Origin of the sequence: Chamaesiphon sp. (assembly GCF_041738855.1) — a bacterium.
Classification (GTDB): Bacteria; Cyanobacteriota; Cyanobacteriia; order Cyanobacteriales; family Chamaesiphonaceae; genus Chamaesiphon.
This window is the reverse complement of record NZ_JBGSPA010000067.1, coordinates 39,060-57,363: the sequence shown is the minus strand read 5'-3', so window position 1 is coordinate 57,363 and position 18,304 is coordinate 39,060. Positions and strand designations below refer to the sequence as shown.

Annotated in this window: 17 protein-coding genes; 7 read left to right on the top strand and 10 right to left on the bottom strand. The window is 47.1% G+C overall.

Features of this window, described 5'->3' with window-relative positions; translation table 11 throughout:
• Positions 1 to 136: 136 nt before the first annotated feature.
• Positions 137 to 850: a Crp/Fnr family transcriptional regulator gene (locus tag ACEW9I_RS07125; RefSeq protein ID WP_373539659.1), complete on the top strand. Its 714-nt coding sequence runs from the start codon at positions 137 to 139 to the stop codon at positions 848 to 850.
• A gap of 472 nt (positions 851 to 1,322) precedes the next feature.
• On the opposite strand, the gene ACEW9I_RS07120 is transcribed toward ACEW9I_RS07125, so the two are convergent.
• A complete protein-coding gene (locus tag ACEW9I_RS07120; protein ID WP_373539658.1) occupies positions 1,323 to 2,432 on the bottom strand; it encodes an S-(hydroxymethyl)glutathione dehydrogenase/class III alcohol dehydrogenase in 1,110 nt (369 codons plus the stop codon).
• A gap of 583 nt (positions 2,433 to 3,015) precedes the next feature.
• Between ACEW9I_RS07120 and pds the strand changes: the two genes are divergently transcribed.
• The 4 genes from pds (at position 3,016) to ACEW9I_RS07100 (ending at position 7,944) form a co-directional block, all read left to right on the top strand.
• On the top strand, positions 3,016 to 4,422 hold the full coding sequence (gene pds / locus ACEW9I_RS07115; RefSeq protein ID WP_373539657.1) for a 15-cis-phytoene desaturase: 1,407 nt from the start codon (positions 3,016 to 3,018) through the stop codon (positions 4,420 to 4,422).
• 127 nt (positions 4,423 to 4,549) lie between these two features.
• Complete coding sequence (locus tag ACEW9I_RS07110) at positions 4,550 to 5,482, top strand: phytoene synthase (RefSeq protein WP_373539656.1); 933 nt, start codon at positions 4,550 to 4,552, stop codon at positions 5,480 to 5,482.
• A gap of 243 nt (positions 5,483 to 5,725) precedes the next feature.
• The gene (locus ACEW9I_RS07105; protein ID WP_373539655.1) at positions 5,726 to 6,871 is read left to right on the top strand and encodes a fatty acid desaturase; all 1,146 of its coding nucleotides are present in this window, start codon (positions 5,726 to 5,728) and stop codon (positions 6,869 to 6,871) included.
• Positions 6,872 to 6,933: 62 nt separating this feature from the next.
• The gene (locus ACEW9I_RS07100) at positions 6,934 to 7,944 is read left to right on the top strand and encodes a methyltransferase domain-containing protein (protein WP_373539654.1); all 1,011 of its coding nucleotides are present in this window, start codon (positions 6,934 to 6,936) and stop codon (positions 7,942 to 7,944) included.
• An 89-nt stretch (positions 7,945 to 8,033) separates the two neighbouring features.
• Here the strand turns inward: ACEW9I_RS07100 and ACEW9I_RS07095 are convergent, their stop codons facing one another.
• The 7 genes from ACEW9I_RS07095 to ACEW9I_RS07065 form a co-directional block, all read right to left on the bottom strand.
• Positions 8,034 to 8,978 carry a GDP-L-fucose synthase family protein gene (locus ACEW9I_RS07095; protein ID WP_373539653.1) on the bottom strand — a complete coding sequence of 315 codons (945 nt, stop codon included), beginning with the start codon at positions 8,976 to 8,978 and terminating at the stop codon, positions 8,034 to 8,036.
• A gap of 54 nt (positions 8,979 to 9,032) precedes the next feature.
• Positions 9,033 to 9,164: a hypothetical protein gene (locus ACEW9I_RS07090; RefSeq protein ID WP_373539652.1), complete on the bottom strand. Its 132-nt coding sequence runs from the start codon at positions 9,162 to 9,164 to the stop codon at positions 9,033 to 9,035.
• Positions 9,165 to 9,197: 33 nt separating this feature from the next.
• On the bottom strand, positions 9,198 to 10,277 hold the full coding sequence (gene gmd, locus ACEW9I_RS07085) for a GDP-mannose 4,6-dehydratase (RefSeq protein WP_373539651.1): 1,080 nt from the start codon (positions 10,275 to 10,277) through the stop codon (positions 9,198 to 9,200).
• 113 nt (positions 10,278 to 10,390) lie between these two features.
• Positions 10,391 to 11,080: a sugar transferase gene (locus tag ACEW9I_RS07080; RefSeq protein ID WP_373539650.1), complete on the bottom strand. Its 690-nt coding sequence runs from the start codon at positions 11,078 to 11,080 to the stop codon at positions 10,391 to 10,393.
• A 102-nt stretch (positions 11,081 to 11,182) separates the two neighbouring features.
• Positions 11,183 to 12,367: a glycosyltransferase gene (locus tag ACEW9I_RS07075; RefSeq protein ID WP_373539649.1), complete on the bottom strand. Its 1,185-nt coding sequence runs from the start codon at positions 12,365 to 12,367 to the stop codon at positions 11,183 to 11,185.
• Positions 12,368 to 12,458: 91 nt separating this feature from the next.
• Positions 12,459 to 13,121, bottom strand: a complete 663-nt coding sequence (locus ACEW9I_RS07070; RefSeq protein WP_373539648.1) for a SirB1 family protein — start codon at positions 13,119 to 13,121, stop codon at positions 12,459 to 12,461.
• A 237-nt stretch (positions 13,122 to 13,358) separates the two neighbouring features.
• Positions 13,359 to 14,909: an NAD(P)/FAD-dependent oxidoreductase gene (locus ACEW9I_RS07065; RefSeq protein ID WP_373539647.1), complete on the bottom strand. Its 1,551-nt coding sequence runs from the start codon at positions 14,907 to 14,909 to the stop codon at positions 13,359 to 13,361.
• Between the two features lie 38 nt (positions 14,910 to 14,947).
• Here ACEW9I_RS07065 and ACEW9I_RS07060 point away from each other — a divergent pair, with 38 nt between their 5' ends.
• Together ACEW9I_RS07060 and ACEW9I_RS07055 are read left to right on the top strand one after the other, a co-directional pair.
• Positions 14,948 to 15,355, top strand: a complete 408-nt coding sequence (locus ACEW9I_RS07060) for a TerB family tellurite resistance protein (protein ID WP_373539646.1) — start codon at positions 14,948 to 14,950, stop codon at positions 15,353 to 15,355.
• A gap of 90 nt (positions 15,356 to 15,445) precedes the next feature.
• On the top strand, positions 15,446 to 16,501 hold the full coding sequence (locus ACEW9I_RS07055) for an ABC transporter permease (RefSeq protein WP_373539645.1): 1,056 nt from the start codon (positions 15,446 to 15,448) through the stop codon (positions 16,499 to 16,501).
• Here the strand turns inward: ACEW9I_RS07055 and ACEW9I_RS07050 are convergent.
• On the bottom strand, positions 16,484 to 17,191 hold the full coding sequence (locus ACEW9I_RS07050; protein WP_373539644.1) for an HAD family hydrolase: 708 nt from the start codon (positions 17,189 to 17,191) through the stop codon (positions 16,484 to 16,486). The genes ACEW9I_RS07055 and ACEW9I_RS07050 overlap by 18 nt on opposite strands.
• An 81-nt stretch (positions 17,192 to 17,272) precedes the next feature.
• The gene (locus tag ACEW9I_RS07045) at positions 17,273 to 18,253 is read right to left on the bottom strand and encodes an ATP-grasp domain-containing protein (RefSeq protein WP_373539643.1); all 981 of its coding nucleotides are present in this window, start codon (positions 18,251 to 18,253) and stop codon (positions 17,273 to 17,275) included.
• Positions 18,254 to 18,304: the final 51 nt, after the last annotated feature.

Below are 18,304 nucleotides of genomic sequence, written 5' to 3'. Positions count from 1 at the left end.
AGAGATGGTGGGAGAGGGTGATTTGCGGGAATACTAGTTAGGTCAGCATTCAATCTCACTACAGATAGCAATTCCGTGAGTTCGACACCGCCGCACCAACCGAGCGTTTCCCCATCAGCAGATTGCAACCGATAGTATGGACAACAGACACAACAACGTGCCGACACTGACACCGCTCTCAGTTCAAGAAGCGATGGCTTCAGTCCCCTTTTTGAGTGAATTACCGGCAGCAGCGATCGCCCCAGCACTAGCTCATGCGGCGATTCGCAATCATCCAGCCAACCAAATGATCTTACTCGAAAATGATTGGGGTAGTTCGGTTTACTTTGTGTTGAGCGGCTGGCTCAAAATTCGGACATATAATGCCGACGGACGCGAAATCACGCTCAATATTGTCGGGAGAGGGGAAATCGTCGGTGAGATGGCAGCCTTGGAGCAAGCACCACGTTCTACCGATGTCCTCAGTCTGACTCCAGCCACTATCGTCAATATCCCAGCGGATGATTTTGTCCGACTGCTCAAAACTGAGCCACTAGCCGGAATGCGCCTCGCCCAACTCATGGCAAGACGCTTGCGCCAAGTCAATCGCCGCCTGCGCCTGCGGGAATCCAATAGTGCGTCTAGAGTTGCCGATACGCTGTTATTTTTGGTTGAAGGACAGGGCAAAACCGGATCGCACGGCATGGAAATCCCCAATTTACCCCATCGCGAACTCAGCAGTATGAGCGGTTTAGCCCGCGAGACGGTGACGCGGGTACTCACCAAGATGGAAGCCGCAGGACTAATCTCGCGCAAGCAAGATATTTTGCTCATTCCAGATATAGCGGCACTGGAAGCAAGTATTGTGTAGGGGAGTGGTGGATGGTGAATGGTAAATGTAGGGTGTGTTAGGCACAAGCCGTAACGCACCAGTAGTAGGGTGGGTTGAAGTAGAGCAGAAATGTAGAAATGTAGGGTGGGCAATGCCCACAGACAATTTAGAGCTGAAGCAATCAGAGTTTAAACTGTGTTGTTCGATTACCTCCGGTACGCTACGCGAACGAACAATCTCTTCACGAATCGATCGATACTAATAAACCAAAATATTTATATTAGAAATGTAGGGTGGGCACTGCCCACAGACCATTTACAGCCAAGCAATAAGAGTTTAAACTGTTTGATTGGATCGCCATTTTTACACCAATCGGTCAACAATAGCTCTTCCAAATATTTGCATTACTAAATCGAAAATGGTGTTGGTGGGCAGTGCCCACCCTACAAAATATCTATCTTAAATTTAGGGTGAAAATCGCGATCTTTTCACTGCTTTGACAAAGCCAAGACTAGAACGTGAGGATCGATCGAATGGCTTTACCATCACGCATCGCCGCAAAGGCATCATTGACGCGATCGATCGGCATCACACTACTCACCAGATCGTCGATATTAATCTTCCCCTCCATATACCAATCAACGATTTTCGGCACATCAGTCCGCCCCTTAGACCCACCAAAAGCCGTGCCCTTCCAAACCCGTCCCGTCACCAATTGAAAGGGTCTGGTGGCGATTTCTTGCCCAGCTCCAGCTACGCCGACAACAACACTCACACCCCACCCTTTGTGACAGCATTCGAGAGCTTGACGCATCAAATTGACATTGCCCGTACATTCAAAAGTATAGTCCGCACCACCTTTAGTCAGATCCACTAGATAGGGCACCAGATCGCCCTCCACTTCCTGCGGATTGACAAAATGAGTCATCCCAAACTTTTCAGCCAGAGCGCGTTTAGCTGGATTGATATCCACACCGACGATCCGATCTGCTCCCACCATCCGCGCTGCTTGAATCACATTCAAACCCACACCACCCAACCCGAACACCACCACATTCGCACCCACTTCGACTTTGGCAGTATTGATCACCGCACCAATCCCCGTTGTCACCCCACACCCGATCAGACACACCTTCTCAAACGGTGCATCGGGACGAATTTTCGCCAACGCAATTTCGGGAACCACCGTATAGTTGGCAAAAGTAGAAGTCCCCATATAGTGGTGCAACATTTGCCCCTCATAGGAAAAACGACTGCTCCCATTTGGCATCACCCCCTGTCCCTGAGTAATCCGAATCGCTTGACAAAGATTGGTTTTGCCGCTGAGACAATAATCACAATTCCGGCACTCCGGCACATAGAGCGGAATCACTCGATCGCCCACTTGCAGACTCGTGACCCCCGCCCCGACCTCGACCACGACCCCCGCCCCCTCATGTCCCAAAATTGCCGGAAACAAGCCTTCTGGGTCAGCTCCAGAGAGCGTATAAGCATCGGTATGACAGACTCCAGTCGCCTTAATCTCGACTAATACTTCTCCCGCCTGGGGTGGTGCCAGATCGACGGTCGTAATTTCTAGAGGTTTGCCTGCTTGGAACGCAACGGCGGCTTTAACTTGCATGGTGAGTGTGGGGTGTGGGCTGTTTATTCTATCCTAATTGATTGGCAGATGCTTGAATTGCCGATCTCGCCGCTATTAGATCGAGGTTGAACCGATTACTCAGTTTTTAATGGCGATTTCCAAAGTCCGATCGATGGTTAAGCAAATTGCTAAATAACGCCAGTTCGGGATAAGGATTTGCGATCGATCGACTCCACTCACAGATCGATTCCCAGGCGAAGCTAATGCGAAGCGCGAATCGCTGCCCACGGATCGACCCTTGTGCAGGGGAGTTTGAGGGGCGGCACTCCGCTCCTCAACGGGGGGTCTGGGGGTCGGCGGCTCGCGCTCCTCGGCTTTGCCGAGGGTTTAGCGAGACAAGACAGTACCCCCAGATCCGGGTTCTGCCCACACCAGCAAAACTCGCATCCCACCAATTCTCTCCGTCTACTGCTGCGCTTATTACCAGCAGATTAGACATGACGAGATCGCCCGTCGCCCCAAACTCGCCACCTAGAAAGTTAAATTGTAAAGAAATGCAAATATAATTAAACTGATAAGAGTATTCATCAGAACATCGATCGTATAGGGGTAGTAGGAATAGATGCGTGTAGCCATTGCAGGAGCAGGTTTAGCCGGACTAGCTTGTGCTAAATATTTATCAGATGCCGGACATACCCCCATCTTGTTTGAAAGTCGGGATGTCCTGGGCGGTTTAGTTGCGGCTTGGCAGGATGAAGATGGTGACTGGTACGAAACGGGACTCCATGCCTTCTTCGGGGCTTATCCCAACATGCTCCAGTTGATGAACGAACTGGGGATTGAAGACCATCTGCAATGGAAAGAACACGCGCTGATTTTCAATCAGCCAGAGAAACCAGGCAAATATTCATATTTCAGCGTGCCGGACATCCCAGCCCCATTTAACGTCATCGTTTCGATCCTCCGAAACAATGACATGCTCACCTGGGAACAAAAAATCAAGTTTGCACTTGGATTGTGGCCTGCCGTCCTGCGCGGACAGAAGTATGTCGAAGACATGGACAAATATAGCCTACTTGAATGGCTCCGACGGCAGGGAATTGACGATCGCGTCAATTCAGATATTTTTGTCGCAGCATCCAAAGCTCTGACTTTTATCAATCCTGATGATGTGTCAGCGACGATTCCGTTGACAGCGATCAATAAGTTCTTGAAAGAACGCTATGGCTCTAAAATCGCCTTTTTAGATGGGTCGCCGACCGAACGCTTGTGTCAGCCTATCGTGGAGCATTTTCAAGCCCGTGGTGGCGAAATTCGGATGGAACGACCGCTCAAACAAATCGTCCTAGACGATGATGGTACGGTCAAACATTTTGTGATGCGCGGACTCAACGGTCAACCAGATGAAATTGTCGTGGCAGATGCCTATGTCTCGGCGATGCCTGTGGATGTCATCAAGACCTTAATGCCCGCACCATGGCGGGAGATCGAGTTCTTTGAGAAGATGCAGGAACTAGAAGGCGTACCAGTGATCAACTTGCATCTGTGGTTCGATCGCAAGTTGACAGATATCGATCATCTTTTGTTCTCGCGATCGGATATTCTCAGTGTATATGCCGACATGAGTGTCGCTTGCAAGGAGTATGAAGATCCGGACAAGTCTATGCTCGAACTGATTATCGCGCCTGCCAAAGACTGGATCGAGCGATCGGATCGGGAGATCGTCGCCGCTACTATGACCGAACTAGAACGCTTGTTCCCACAGCATTTGACGGGTGACAATCCTGCTAAATTACGTAAATCGAAGGTAGTGAAGACACCCAGATCGGTTTATACTGCATCTCCAGGGCGGCAAGATTGCCGCCCGAGCCAATCGACCCCAATTGCCAATTTCTTTCTAGCTGGTAGTTACACGATGCAAGAGTATCTGGGGAGTATGGAAGGTGCGGTACTTTCTGGTAAGCTTGCAGCACAGGAGATTGCGAATTATCAACCCGTAGTAGCAAAACCGCTAGCTACTGCCATGTAGAAGTAGGGGGTGGCGGATCGAAAGGAGCGTGTCACAATAGCGAAGTGTTGTTCGCGAAATCAACCGCCATCGCTCCAACAATTCACACTTTCACTCCCCTACCTGCCGACCCCCTACCCTCTCTGAAATGCTGCAACTGGAAAAGTCCCTATCGATCGTGACAATGCTAACATCAACCGAGGAATCGTATGAACTCTGTCGTCAAATAACTGCTGAATACGGCAAAACCTTTTATTTGGCGACACTATTGATGTCAGTCCCCAAGCGGCGGGCAATTTGGGCAATTTATGCCTGGTGTCGCAATACCGATGAACTGGTGGATGGAGCAGATGCAGATGAGACGACACCAGCGACACTCGATCGCTGGGAGAGCCAGTTGGAAGGGATATTTAGGGGTATCCCAACTGATAAATACGATGTAGCACTGGTCGATACGATCGCCAGATTTCCGGATCTGGAGATTCAACCATTTCGGGATATGATTACCGGACAACGGATGGATCTCCGCAAAAATCGGTACTACAGCTTTGAAGAATTATCGCTGTATTGCTATCGGGTTGCGGGTACAGTGGGGTTGATGTCCAATGCGATCGTCGGTGTCGATGAAAGTCAATTTACTGCACCCTGGAGCGAGCATCATCGGGATATTCCCACCGAACAGGCTGTAGCTCTGGGGATTGGCAAGCAGTTGACCAATATTTTGAGAGATGTGGGGGAGGATTCCGAGCGGGGGCGGATTTATTTGCCTTTGGATGAGTTGGCTTTGTTCAACTATACCGAGACAGATTTGATGAATCAGGTGGTCAATGACAATTGGCGGGCGTTAATGAAGTTTCAGATCCAACGCGCTCGCAAATATTATCAACAAGCAGAAAGTGGCATTAGCCGATTGAGTCCTGATGTGCGGTGGCCAGTTTGGGCGGCTTTATTGCTCTATCAACAGATTCTCGACTCGATTGAGCGCAATGATTATGATGTGTTTACGCGTCGCGCTTTTGTCAGTATGCCCAGAAAGTTGTGGTGTTTGCCAGGTTCGCTAATCCGAGCGCAGGTCAAATAACAGCAAGTGGCGGCACTTTAAGTCGTTCGCGATTGTCATCAATAGTATTCCGATCGATCTTTATTGCTCTAGTGTTAGTTGTCGGCTAATTGTAGGCAGTGTTCGTAACCGATTGCCTCAAATCGTGCCGCTGATTATGGGAGTGACGATCGCGAGTTAACGTTAATTTGGAAGCGAAGTTACCTAAAGATCTTCGCCAGAATTCAGCTTGATGATGTTTACTTATCAAAGGTATTTTATTCAATGGAAACTGCAATAAAAAAGTCTGATTTCGTGCTCAATCCATATATGAAGAGTAACGATCTATGGGCAACGTATCAGGTGTTAAATACTGTGGTTCCTTACTTACTGTTGTGGGTTCTGGCAATTCAAGTTTTCCCGATTTCTGGATGGTTGCTGATACCGATCGTTATTTTGATGGCACTATTTTCAGTACGGTGCTTTTCACTGATGCATGATTGCGGACATTATTCACTCTTTAGTTCCAAAAAAGTGAATAGATGTGTAGGGTTTGTGCTAGGAATTATCAATGCAATTCCGCCCTATGCATGGTCGCGAGATCATGCTTATCACCACAAAACTAATGGCGATTGGGAGCGGTATCGCGGGGTAGCTGATTTTATCTCTACTGAAGAGTTTTCGCAGCTAAGTTCAGCCGATCGCCAGTTTTATGAATTGCTACGTCATCCATTGATGGCTATTCCTGGTGGGTTTTTCTATCTCGCAATTCAGCCGAGACTGACCTTGGTACTCGGTATTTATGGTTTTTTCAGTCATGTAGCTACTGGCTTTGGTCGCACTCCGAGGCTCGGTTTAGCCGAAATTGTCTCCACTCACAAATCCAAGCACTGGCAATCGACAGGCGAATTTTGGGATCTGTTGTTGAACAATATCTGTGTATTGAGTAGCTGGATAATACTCAGCCATGTTTTGGGAGCAGGTTTCTTCTTGAGTATGTACTCGATCGTCTTGACGATTGCGGCAGTCATCTTTATTTATCTATTTTTCGTGCAGCATATTTTTGAGGGGACTTACGCTCACAAAAATGCCGATTGGGATTATCTATTGGGTGCGCTTGAAGGTAGCAGCTATCTAAAATTACCAGCAATCCTCAACTGGTTTACCGCCGATATCGGCTATCACAATATTCATCATCTGTCCGAACGCATCCCTAACTATCATCTGGCAGCTTGTCACGATCGCAATCGACATCTACTCTCGAATGTCAAAACATTAAGACTCGGTGACATGCTCGATTGTGCCAAATTTATCTTGTGGGATGCTGCTACCGATAGTTTGATATCAATCGAATCATTCGATCGCAGTGTCGCAACAGCAGCTATAGACGTAACATCTAAATTGCAACCAGTTCCAGTAAGTTCCAAATAATTACGATTAAGATCCCGCTCCTGTTAATCACTCAATTATCCAAACTTTGAGGTTCGCTCCCAATGAATTTATTACTATCTGCGCTGGTAATCTTTCTAGCAATCCTGACACTTGGGCTGTCTATCTATCTGCTGACAGCTCGTCCTTATCAGTCTGCCAAATCTGTTGCTACTTCCTATGATGATTGGACTGAAGATGGCATTTTGGAGTTTTATTGGGGCGAACATATTCACTTAGGTTATTATGGCTCACCGCCACAACAGCGAGATTTTCTGGCGGCTAAAGCTGATTTTGTGCATGAAATGGTGCGGTGGGGCGGTCTAGCTCGGTTGCCAGCAGGTACTAGTGTGCTGGATGTGGGTTGTGGGATTGGCGGTAGCAGTCGGATTCTAGGGCGAGATTATGGGTTCGCAGTGACGGGGATTACGATCAGTCCGCAGCAAGTGCAACGCGCTGGGCAGCTTACGCCACCGGAACTAGATGTCCATTTTCAGGTGGATGATGCGATGGCACTATCCTTTCCCGATGCGAGTTTTGATGTGGTCTGGTCGATCGAAGCTGGCCCACACATGCCTGACAAAGCGGTATTTGCGAAAGAGTTGCTGCGGGTACTCAAGCCAGGTGGGGTGCTGGTAGTGGCAGATTGGAACCAACGCGACGCTCGCCAAATTTCGCTCAATTGGTGGGAAAAACCCGTGATGCAGCAACTACTCGATCAGTGGTCGCACCCAGCCTTTGCGAGTATTGAGGGCTTTTCAGAGCTGTTGGCAGCGACAGGCTTGGTAGAGGGGCAGGTAACTACCGCAGATTGGACGGAGCAGACTCTCCCCTCTTGGCTGGATTCGGTCTGGCAGGGAATTGTCAGACCAAAAGGATTGGTGAGCTTTGGGGTCGGTGGGTTTATCAAATCTGTGCGGGAGGTACCGACGATTTTATTGATGCGGCTGGCATTTGGCGCGGGACTGTGCCGATTTGGGATGTTTCGAGCGGTACGCGGACATGGTAGCGAAAAAGTAGCCGCCAAATCAACAGCACATCAGCTCCCCGACTTCTCCAAGCAGTCGGGAATCTAGCCTCGTAGATATTGGATTGCGTGAGACTTGCATCATCAAAAATCGGGGAAATTAATGAATTGCCCTACCTTTCGATCGGTTGAGCGTACTTATACAGCGTGAGTCCGATACCAATCGATCGTGTTTTTCAAGCCTGATTCGATATCAACTTTGGCAGTAAATCCAAAATACTCTCTCGCTTTTTGAGTATCCAAACAGCGACGCGGTTGTCCATTTGGCTTATCAGTTTGCCAGACGATCTCGCCTTGGTAGTCCATCAATTTACAGATGAGAGTAATCAAATCCTTAATCGTAATTTCATAGTTGGTACCAAGATTGACGGGATCTTCGCGATCGTAACTAGTAGTGGCGATCGCAATCCCTCGCGCGGCATCATCGACATAAATAAACTCGCGACTGGGACTACCGTCACCCCAGACTGGAATCTGCTTGTCTCCAGCTTGCTGCGCCTCATGTACCTTCCGAATTAAGGCGGGAATGACATGCGAACTCTCAGGTTTGAAGTTATCAGCAGGGCCATATAGATTCACAGGCAAGAGATAAATACCATTAAATCCATATTGCTGACGATATGATTGCAATTGTACTAATAACGCTTTTTTAGCAACACCATAAGGGGCATTAGTTTCTTCGGGATAACCATTCCAGAGATCTGCTTCTTTGAATGGTACGGGTGTAAACTTGGGATAGGCACAAATTGTGCCAACGCATACAAATTTGCCAACTCCCGCTTGATAAGCGGCATGAATGAGTTGGGTACCCATCATCAAGTTGTCATAAAATAATTCGGCTGGTTTGAGTTGATTTAAACCAATTCCCCCTACATGTGCTGCGAGGTGGACGATGATGTCTTGGTCTTTGACTGCTGTGTGGCAGTTGGCGAGTACCCGCAAGTCACAATCGGCAGATCTCGGGACTGTAATGTGAGCACGATTGGCACCAGCCGCTAGTAGCTGGCTAATGACTTGTGCTCCGAGAAATCCGGCACCTCCAGTAACGAGAATACGCTTAGTAGATAAATCTAGATTTGTCATAAATTCGATTAATGCGGGTGTCTAAATGTTAACTGTAAAAGCGGGTATTAATAACTACGTCAGAAAGCGTAAATATTTGACGCTGCCAAGTCGCCCCAAATCTAGACAGTAGTCACCCGCTCCAAACCTTGGCTGGGGCGGATACAGCTCCGCCCCAGCCAACATGCTCGGTATGGGAGTCAACATGGTTGACGCTGAGAACGGCAACTGTGCAACGTTCTAATCGTGCATGGTAGCTAGTGCTTGACGGACGATCGCCACATCGGGTAATGTCTCTTCACCGACATAATTTGGCGACTTCAATCCGAGGGCATGAAGATCGGTATCGACCATCAGGTGGACTAGTTCGGTAAAAGTGACCGATGGTTTCCAACCGAGCTGTTGGTGGGCTTTGGTGGGGTCGCCAATCAGTAATTCAACTTCGGCTGGACGCAAATAGCGGGCGTCAAACTCGACATAATCTTGCCAATTGAGATTGACATAATCGAATGCAACTGTCAAAAACTCGTGGATAGCGTGGGTTTCACCAGTGGCAATCACATAGTCATCGGGCTGCTCCTGTTGCAGCATCAGCCACATGGCGACGACATAATCCTTGGCATAGCCCCAATCCCGTTTTGATTCGAGATTGCCCAAGTAGAGTTTATCCTGTTGCTTGGCAACAATGCGGGCGATCGCGCGAGTAATTTTGCGGGTAACGAAGGTTTCACCACGCCGAGGTGATTCGTGATTGAACAAGATCCCGTTACAGCCAAAGATATTATACGATTCGCGATAGTTGATCGTTTGCCAGTGCGCGAAGAGTTTGCCGCAGGCGTAGGGGCTGCGGGGGTAAAACGGCGTAGTTTCTGACTGCGGGACTTCTTGCACCAATCCATACATTTCGGACGAGCCAGCTTGATAATAGCGGACTTGGAGTTTAGTCCGCTGTTCGTAATCACGAATGGCTTCGAGCAACCGCAACGCACCCATCGCGACTGTATCGACGGTATACTCGGGGGCGTCGAAGCTCACTCGAACGTGGGATTGGGCACCGAGGTTGTAGACTTCTTGGGGCTGGGTGAGTTCGAGGAGGCGGCGGAGGGTCACGCCGTCGGCTAAGTCGCCGTAGTGGAGAAAGAGTTTTGCCCCAGGTGTATGGGGGTCTTGGTACAGGTGTTCGATCCGATCGGTATTGAAAGTCGATGTCCGCCGGATGATGCCATGAACTTCGTATCCTTTTTCGAGCAGGAGTTCGGCTAGATAAGAGCCATCTTGACCAGTAATACCAGTAATTAATGCACGTTTTGTTTCTGTCATTTTAATCGTTCTTCAGCGATTGGTAAGGTCGTTGGGGTCTAACTGTCCCATCATCATATATCCCAAGTGCGATCGCATCTTATCAGTTTTTCACCGAGAGATATTCGCTACTTTTAATATGCCCCATTATTTTTGGGTATTACCGTTAAGAGTACAGTTTTGCATACGATCCGCAGATCCAGCCAAAAGCTACGCCGCTTGACGTAGCTGACATCGATCCGAATTCGTTTGGCGTAGGGGAGATCGTTGCGACCGGAAACTTGCCATAATCCTGTAATCCCTGGTCTAATCGTCAATACTCGATCGATCTGATTTCCATATCGTTCGATTTCTTCAGGTACGAGCGGACGCGGACCCACTACACTCATCTCGCCTTTGAGGACATTGATAAATTGCGGAAACTCATCTAAGTTCGTGGTTCGCAAGAACTTACCAATCCGCGTAATTCGCGGGTCTTCCTTGAGCTTGAAATTTTCGGAAAACTCTTGACGCAGGTCTTCTGACGATGCCATCATCTCATGCAATAGTCGATCGGCATCCGGGATCATTGTCCTAAATTTGATACAGCCAAAGTGGCGATGATGCCTACCGACGCGTTCTTGGATGTAAAAAATCGAGCCTGATGAAGTACAAGCGATCGCGACAGCTAACACTAGGTAGATTGGGGCGCACAACACCAGCACTGAGAGCGAGAAGACAATATCAAATAGCCGCTTGACAACATCGCTAGATTTGAGATGCGCTATTTTTAGGGCTACCGACTTGACGGTCGTACTGGCAATAGGTTGACTATTTGCGGTCATTTTACTCCTCAATTTCACTCTATCACCAATATTTCCCAGATTATACAGAAAAAAAACCCACTCTCACCGCTCGATTGTCCATGCTTTTGAGTCACTCAGACTTCACAAGACCAGCGATTTAGCTCCCAATTTCCACTGGTGATAGTAGCGATCGACTAAACTCAGATATTGGGATTGAAAAACTGGCGTCGCAAAACCTTCGGCATGGGCGCGAATCACCTCGGCTTGAAACCGATCGTGGTAAGTTTCAAAGATGGAGATCGCCTCAACTATCGCTGCTGTAGTTTGAGTAGGAAAGAGGATTCCCGTGCCACCATCGGGATGCGCGCGAATATCCAACACAGTTTCAGCAGCACCGCCAACACCATAAGCGACAACTGGCGTACCACAAGCCTGTGCTTCTACCAATACAATACCAAAATCTTCGCAAGCTGCATAGACAAATGCTTTGGCACGAGCTAAATAATCTTGGACAACTGAGTCAGGGCAGAACCCGATTACTCTGACGTTAGATTTGGCAATTTGTTGCAATTTTTGTAATTCAGTGCCCGTACCAATCACCACTAGCTCTCTCCCATTGAGATTAAAGGCTTCGACAATGAGTGCGACCTGCTTGTAACCGACTAGACGACAAACTGTCAAGTAAAAGTCTTCTTTGTCAGCTTGACACGTAAACCTGTCGATCTTGACTGGGGGATAAATCACATCGGCCAGGCGGCGATAGCATCGCCAAATCCGGCTGGCTGTAAAATGAGAGTTGGCAATAAAATAATCTACCCGATTGGCAGAGAGGACATCCCACTGGCGCAAGCGATGCAAAAGGTAGCGGGTAAGGATGCCAGGGATGCCGTCTCCGAGCCGACTTTGGTGTAAATAATCAAAAGTCAAGTCCCAAGCATAGCGCATGGGCGTATGGCAATAGCACAGATGCAATTGTTGGGGTGTAGTGAGGATGCCTTTGGCGACTGCATGGGCGGAGGATAGAATCACATCATAATGCCGCAAGTCCAACTGTTCGATCGCGATCGGCATTAAGGGCAAGTATTTCTGAATCCCCCTTTCGGCTCCAGGTAAGTTTTGGAGGAAGGTGGTGCCAATTTGGCGATTGTAGAGGTAACTAGCGGGATTGGTGGATTCAAAGTCAATCAGGGCATAAAGATCGGCGTCGATACATTGCAAGATTTCTTTGACTACTAGTTCTGAGCCGCCAGTGGCTTGGGGTGTCAGCCATTCGTGGACTAGAGCATAGTTGATGTCTGTAGGGATGCTAGTATTCTCTTTTAACACAGCGGGGCACGGAGGTTGCACGGAGCAACACGGAGGGAGTTATTAGTTCATTTTAGGGGGTAAGGGGCGGATAATTTGGAGCGGTTTAGAGCTACACGGGGATCTGCTCGATCCAGGTTTTGATAATCAATGCGCGATCGAAATCTGGTTGAGTGAGATAAATCGCGACTAAGTTATTGAGCATTCGGAGCAAAAACTGCCGATTGGTAATTGGTTGAAGGATTTCTGGCGGTAAGAAGGGAATATCTTGTTGATAGATATCCATCAATTTTTGCCGACAGTCTTCCACAAATAAGATCTCGCCGCGATTGAAGACATCTACAAATATCCCCGCGCCTTCAAAGTTGGGACGAATCAAAAAATGTCCGGGCATTCCAATCCCTACCATCGGGAAGTCGATCGATTTAGCGATATGTAGATACATTAGGGCTAATGAGATCGGAATCCCAGTACGGCGATCGATGACATCATTGAGGAAGCTATTGCAGGGATTATAATAATCAGTGCCATTACCATAAAACTTGAGTTCTGTGTACAGATATTCATTGATAGTTTGGATGACTTTGAGCGGGTACTGTGTTTCGGGCAATCTTTTCGCTACTTCGGCTCCCATCGAGTCTAAAATTCGTAGGTAGCGATCGATCTCTAAATCTGGATACTCAATTTGGGCGACATATAATGCAGATGTTGATAAGTCAATATCTCGATCTGGTTTGTTTATTTCAGCGATGAATCGATCTAGGGGAGTAGTCATTTGGTGGATGGTGAATGGTGGATGGTGAATGGTGGATGGTAAATGTCGGGTGTGTTAGGCGACAGCCGTAACGCACCAAAGTTGCAAGCAGAGGATCTAACTTAGGATTGCAATACCTACTTATGAAGATCTTTTCCTGAACTATATTTCCACGATTGAAGCGGTATAGTATGATGTGGGCACTGCTCACCAGCTAGGTTCTAGGTACAATCTATCTGACAACTTATTGCATCTATGCTACTTATGAAGATCGTTTCCAGATCCATATTTCCATGCTTGCAAAAGTTGTTGATAATAATACTGTTGCGATGGTGGCAGTTGGGCGAGTAATGGGCTAACTAATTGGGCAAGTGGATAGAGTTGGCTATATGTACCCAAATTAAGATAGTTAATCAACCAATCGAGTAACGTCATGACACCCACATGAGGGACGATCGGAATGACAGCTTGGGGACTAGAAAGTGAGGTTTGAAATAATGTGCGGGAGAGTGCCGGAAACTGGACGACATCTTGCAGAAAGGGACGGAGGACATCATCGCCTAAGTACTGCATTGACTGGAATACTGCTGCTAATAAATTATTGATCCGATCAGGATTGATGTGTTGGTTTATCCCCACACTCATAGCACGTTGAAACATCCACGTAACGGCAATGTTGGGCTGGTAAGGTTGGAGTAATTGGAGATCGCGATGACTGAGGGCATCAGCATGAATCGCCATTTCAATCCCACTAGTCAGTCTAGACAAATGACGAATCATCGCGCCAAAACCCCCGAAACTCACTGGAGATTGACTACCACTACTATCGCCAATTAATAAGACTCGATCGGATGATAGTTTCAGCGGACTATCGCGATAGGAGGGAAAGCAGCCAAATAGACATCGCCCAAAATTGAGCTGGGATAATTCGACTTGCTGATATGTCGGCAGTAATCGCAAGTATTCCTCAAACAGAAATTCTAAACTAAACCTGTCAGGATGTGCATCCATGTAGGTAAATAGATAAGTCGTGCGCCCATCTCGTGCGGGAAATGCTTCCCAGAAATACTGACACTGATGTTGGATGGGGGTAATCGCCGCAAAAATATCACCCGTCTCATTGAGCGGGTATCCCGTCGCACAGCTCCCAACTACCAGACAAATACCCTCCGGTTTGACACCAGCTCTCGCTTGGGCTGCAATTGGGGAAAAATGTCCCATCGCATCAATGAATAACTTACTAGTCAATGTTGCATCCTTAACAGCAATTTCGACACCATTCGGATGAATCGTGACTCGATCGCATGAGGTATATTCGAGTAACTTACCCCCAGCATCCAAAAATTTTGCCTTGAGGGTGGCGAGTAGATAGATGGGATCTACGCCAATATTCAACACATCGCGCACCCAAATATCGGGTGTATTGGGAAAAGAGATGCGGGCTGGGTTGTACTCAGTGACGATCGCAATTGCTAATTCTGCCTCAGATAGTAGTTCCATCTCTACTAGCACCATCAATTCGGCGCGCGAGATATTCCACTCCTGCACTCGCCCTTGAAGTTCTCCCCGCTCGATGACAACCACTTGGAAACCACGCCGTTGGAGAGCCGCCGCGAGGATAATTCCCAATGTACCACCCGCGATCGCGATCTCGAAATCGGTGGTTTTTAAAAATTCATCGCTTGAAACGACCATTTCTGGTGGGGAAATCTGTCCCTGACGCAAATTTTGCCACATTTTATCGACGCGATCGAGATTGGCAATCGTATCGGCAGGAAATTTGGCAGCCATGTCAGTAGCGATCGGCATAGAATTAGAGCAGAGAATTACTCACTATGGTAGATCGTATGGATACTCAATCTCAACCACGATTGCTAATGAAAATCCTCATCGGTGTCGCTTGGCTCGATGGTGAAATCCAACCCCAAGAACGCCAATATCTGGCGAAAGTTGCTCAGACACATCACTTGGAGCAAGACACCCAGATCGATTCATTGTTGACTGGTAATCTCAAAGTTACCGCCACAGACTGCGAGCAGTGGATTCAAGACTATCTGGGAACTCGATCGATCTATGATGACGATCTACTCATCGAAGCAATTAGTGGCTTAATCTACAGCGATGGAGATGTAGCCACTGCTGAAGCCAAACTTCTAATCGATATTCAATCAGAGCCAACTGCGATATCATCACCCACACCACCACTCATCGCTAAAATTCAGCGACTTTATCAAAATTGGCTCCACAAAGTTTAGTTTGGTTTGGTTTTAGAGAGTGTTTAGAAATACAGAGATCTACCCCCCAACCCCCCTTGTGAAGGTGGGGCTTCTATCCCCGCTCGTAAAATGACTCGTTCCCTTTCAAACCGCCCGATTACAGCTCAGATTCAGGCTATTTTCACCAGTGAAACCTTCCTGTATATTGTCAAGCGATCGCTCCAGGCAATCTTAACTTTATTTCTAGCTTCAATTCTGTGCTTTGCGATCGTCCAGCTATCCCCAGGCAATTTTCTCGATACGCTCAAGCAAAATCCGAAGATTACGCCCCAACGGATTAAGGAACTGATGGAGCAATTTGGATTGAGTGATAATAAAGACTTTGGAACTTTGGTGCAGCAGTATTTTAAATGGCTATCTCAAGCCCTCCAGGGCAACTTGGGCTTGAGTATGCTTTACTTTCAGCCCGTGACATTGCTGATCGGACAACGAATTAGAGCAACTTTAGAACTAGCGATCGCGTCCATTATTTTAACATGGGCGATCGCGATTCCCTTGGGAATTATTGGAGCTGTCAATCAAAATAAATTTATCGATAAATTCTTGCGTGTCATCAGTTATACCGCCCAAGGATTTCCAAGCTTTGTAACAGCCTTATCGCTACTCATCGTCGCTCAAATTTGTTCGCCACTGTTACCTGTCGGTGGGAGAACTAGTATCAATCATGGCGAATTAACCGCGATCGGTCAGTTACTTGATATCCTGTGGCACATGATCCTCCCCACAATTGCGCTGACAGCGACGGGATTTGCGGGATTGCAACGGATTACCCGAGGTGAATTATTGGATGTCTTGCGTCAAGACTATATTCAGACAGCTAGAGCCAAAGGCTTATCAGAAAATCGGGTAATTTATGTCCACGCACTGCGGAATGCGATCAACCCACTCGTGACGCTACTTGGCTTTGAATTTGCCAGCTTATTGGGTGGTGCTTTTATTGCAGAATTTTTCTTTAATTGGCCGGGACTGGGTAAACTAATTTTAGCGGGAGTAACTGCCAAGGATCTCTATCTGGTGATGGGCAGTTTGATGATTGGTGCCATTATGTTGATTGTGGGAAATTTAATTGCCGACTTACTTTTGAAATTTGTCGATCCCCGCATCAAATTAGCAGATCTGAAGTGATGACTCGATCTGAGATATCGCTCCTAATACCTCTGTAAATGATTCGGCAATGAGATGTGGCTGATGTGCTGGAGTTGGAGGGCGGATGTGCCCATATTCTGATGCAGGATGTTTAAATTGGATTGTATACATCCCTAATTGGCGCGCACCCAAGAAGTCTTTGCGAGGATTGTCACCAATATAAACACTTAGGGGTGGTGATACTTGCAATTGCTGCAATACTAGCGCAAACGGAGCCGTACTAGGCTTCCAATTTTCTCTACCCAACTTATCCGAAAAAACTACCGCATCAAAGAATGAATCTAAATTTAGTGCCAGCCATTTTCGCTGTTGCACTGCTAAGTAACCATCGCTTACCAAGCCAATCTGATAAGATCCAATCAGGGTTTTCAACAAATCGATCGCATCAGCAAATGGAATAATATTCGGTGAATGTTGACGGTAAATATTAAGTAACTCAGGGATGATTTCAGGGCGATCGATCTGATGAATCTCCAGCCACCGATTGAAAGTATTGTTTCTAACTCCCTCACTATAAAGCTGGAATAACGTTGTATATCCTAATTCTGGATCGATCTCCAAATTTAAAGCTGCCCACTTAGCAACCGATCGAAAGCCACTCAATACAAAGTCTCGTTCTGAATATAGTGTATCATCCAGATCGAAGACGATCGCCTGTAACTTATGCATCGCTGATGATTTAATACTGAGTATTCACACAATTCAAGCGATCGAGCATTAATAATCCAAGCAAAATGTCGGTTGGTGACGTCAATTTTTAGCTGATAAAGCCAGCTCATCAGCCTTGACAAAAATCGCGTCATCATAACGGAGCATCGCTAAATCATCTTCCCATTCATCGATCGCCACTTTCGGATTATTGCCTGCTAATGACTGCACGATCCAACTAGGAAAATCTGCGCCAGCGCGATAAGATAACGGGTAACCACCACCAAAGCGGGGATTGATTTCGATAAAAACAATCTCACCATTTGCCTGTAGAAAGCACTGAATCGTGATGCAGCCGATCGCTCCAGGTAAAGAGTCTACCACATATTTTGCCGCTGTAATCAATGCTGGATTTTTGACAGTGACCCCCTTACTAACTTCTCCAGCTCTGGTTTCCAACCGCAATCTTGGCACGATTGAGATCGCATTTCCTTTGAAATCGACTAAAATGTCGATCGTATATTCATCGCCTACAATCAGCTCCTGGACGATCGCATCTTTGATATAAGTGACAAAAAAGTCTAACTCCGTACGATCTCGTACATAGTGTACGCCAATACTAGAACTACCTGTATTGGGCTTGACTATCAGTGGAAAAGTTAGCTCTAGATTTTGACTGAGATCGTGTATTTTGGGAGTCTTTACACCGATTTGTGCAAAGAAAATACCTGTCTCTTTTTTGCTGAAGCAGATTTCATTGGTTCTCTCTGACGATAGGAGTAGAGTTACACCCCGCTCCTTGAATTTCTGTCGATGCAGTGACAGTAGATGTAGCTCCGTATCGATCAATGGAATGAGTAAATCGATACAATGCCGATCGCAGATATCCAACAATTTTTCGATATAATTAGGATCGTCAATTCTTGGAACAAGTTCGACACGATCGGCTAGAAATGATGCTGGAGCACTACGTTTGAGATCGGCAGTAATTATCTGACCAGAAATATTCGAGCGATACATCGACTGCCGGAAAGCTTTGAGTAATTCGACTCTTCTACCTACACTTGTAAGTAAGATATTCATATAATATACCTAGTTTCAATAAACGTCCAATCGAACGTGTAGACTTGGTTG

What these genes read in the sequence shown, in the direction of transcription:
- ACEW9I_RS07100 (WP_373539654.1), top strand. Translation starts at nt 6,934, where the DNA reads ATGAATTTATTACTATCTGCGCTGGTAATCTTTCTAGCAATCCTGACA.
- ACEW9I_RS07105 (WP_373539655.1), top strand. Translation starts at nt 5,726, where the DNA reads ATGGAAACTGCAATAAAAAAGTCTGATTTCGTGCTCAATCCATATATG.
- ACEW9I_RS07070 (WP_373539648.1), bottom strand. Translation starts at nt 13,121, where the DNA reads ATGACTACTCCCCTAGATCGATTCATCGCTGAAATAAACAAACCAGAT.
- ACEW9I_RS07090 (WP_373539652.1), bottom strand. Translation starts at nt 9,164, where the DNA reads ATGTTGACTCCCATACCGAGCATGTTGGCTGGGGCGGAGCTGTATCCG.
- ACEW9I_RS07110 (WP_373539656.1), top strand. Translation starts at nt 4,550, where the DNA reads ATGCTGCAACTGGAAAAGTCCCTATCGATCGTGACAATGCTAACATCA.
- gmd (WP_373539651.1), bottom strand. Translation starts at nt 10,277, where the DNA reads ATGACAGAAACAAAACGTGCATTAATTACTGGTATTACTGGTCAAGAT.
- pds (WP_373539657.1), top strand. Translation starts at nt 3,016, where the DNA reads ATGCGTGTAGCCATTGCAGGAGCAGGTTTAGCCGGACTAGCTTGTGCT.
- ACEW9I_RS07120 (WP_373539658.1), bottom strand. Translation starts at nt 2,432, where the DNA reads ATGCAAGTTAAAGCCGCCGTTGCGTTCCAAGCAGGCAAACCTCTAGAA.
- ACEW9I_RS07065 (WP_373539647.1), bottom strand. Translation starts at nt 14,909, where the DNA reads ATGCCGATCGCTACTGACATGGCTGCCAAATTTCCTGCCGATACGATT.
- ACEW9I_RS07125 (WP_373539659.1), top strand. Translation starts at nt 137, where the DNA reads ATGGACAACAGACACAACAACGTGCCGACACTGACACCGCTCTCAGTT.
- ACEW9I_RS07055 (WP_373539645.1), top strand. Translation starts at nt 15,446, where the DNA reads ATGACTCGTTCCCTTTCAAACCGCCCGATTACAGCTCAGATTCAGGCT.
- ACEW9I_RS07060 (WP_373539646.1), top strand. Translation starts at nt 14,948, where the DNA reads ATGGATACTCAATCTCAACCACGATTGCTAATGAAAATCCTCATCGGT.
- ACEW9I_RS07050 (WP_373539644.1), bottom strand. Translation starts at nt 17,191, where the DNA reads ATGCATAAGTTACAGGCGATCGTCTTCGATCTGGATGATACACTATAT.
- ACEW9I_RS07080 (WP_373539650.1), bottom strand. Translation starts at nt 11,080, where the DNA reads ATGACCGCAAATAGTCAACCTATTGCCAGTACGACCGTCAAGTCGGTA.
- ACEW9I_RS07045 (WP_373539643.1), bottom strand. Translation starts at nt 18,253, where the DNA reads ATGAATATCTTACTTACAAGTGTAGGTAGAAGAGTCGAATTACTCAAA.
- ACEW9I_RS07095 (WP_373539653.1), bottom strand. Translation starts at nt 8,978, where the DNA reads ATGACAAATCTAGATTTATCTACTAAGCGTATTCTCGTTACTGGAGGT.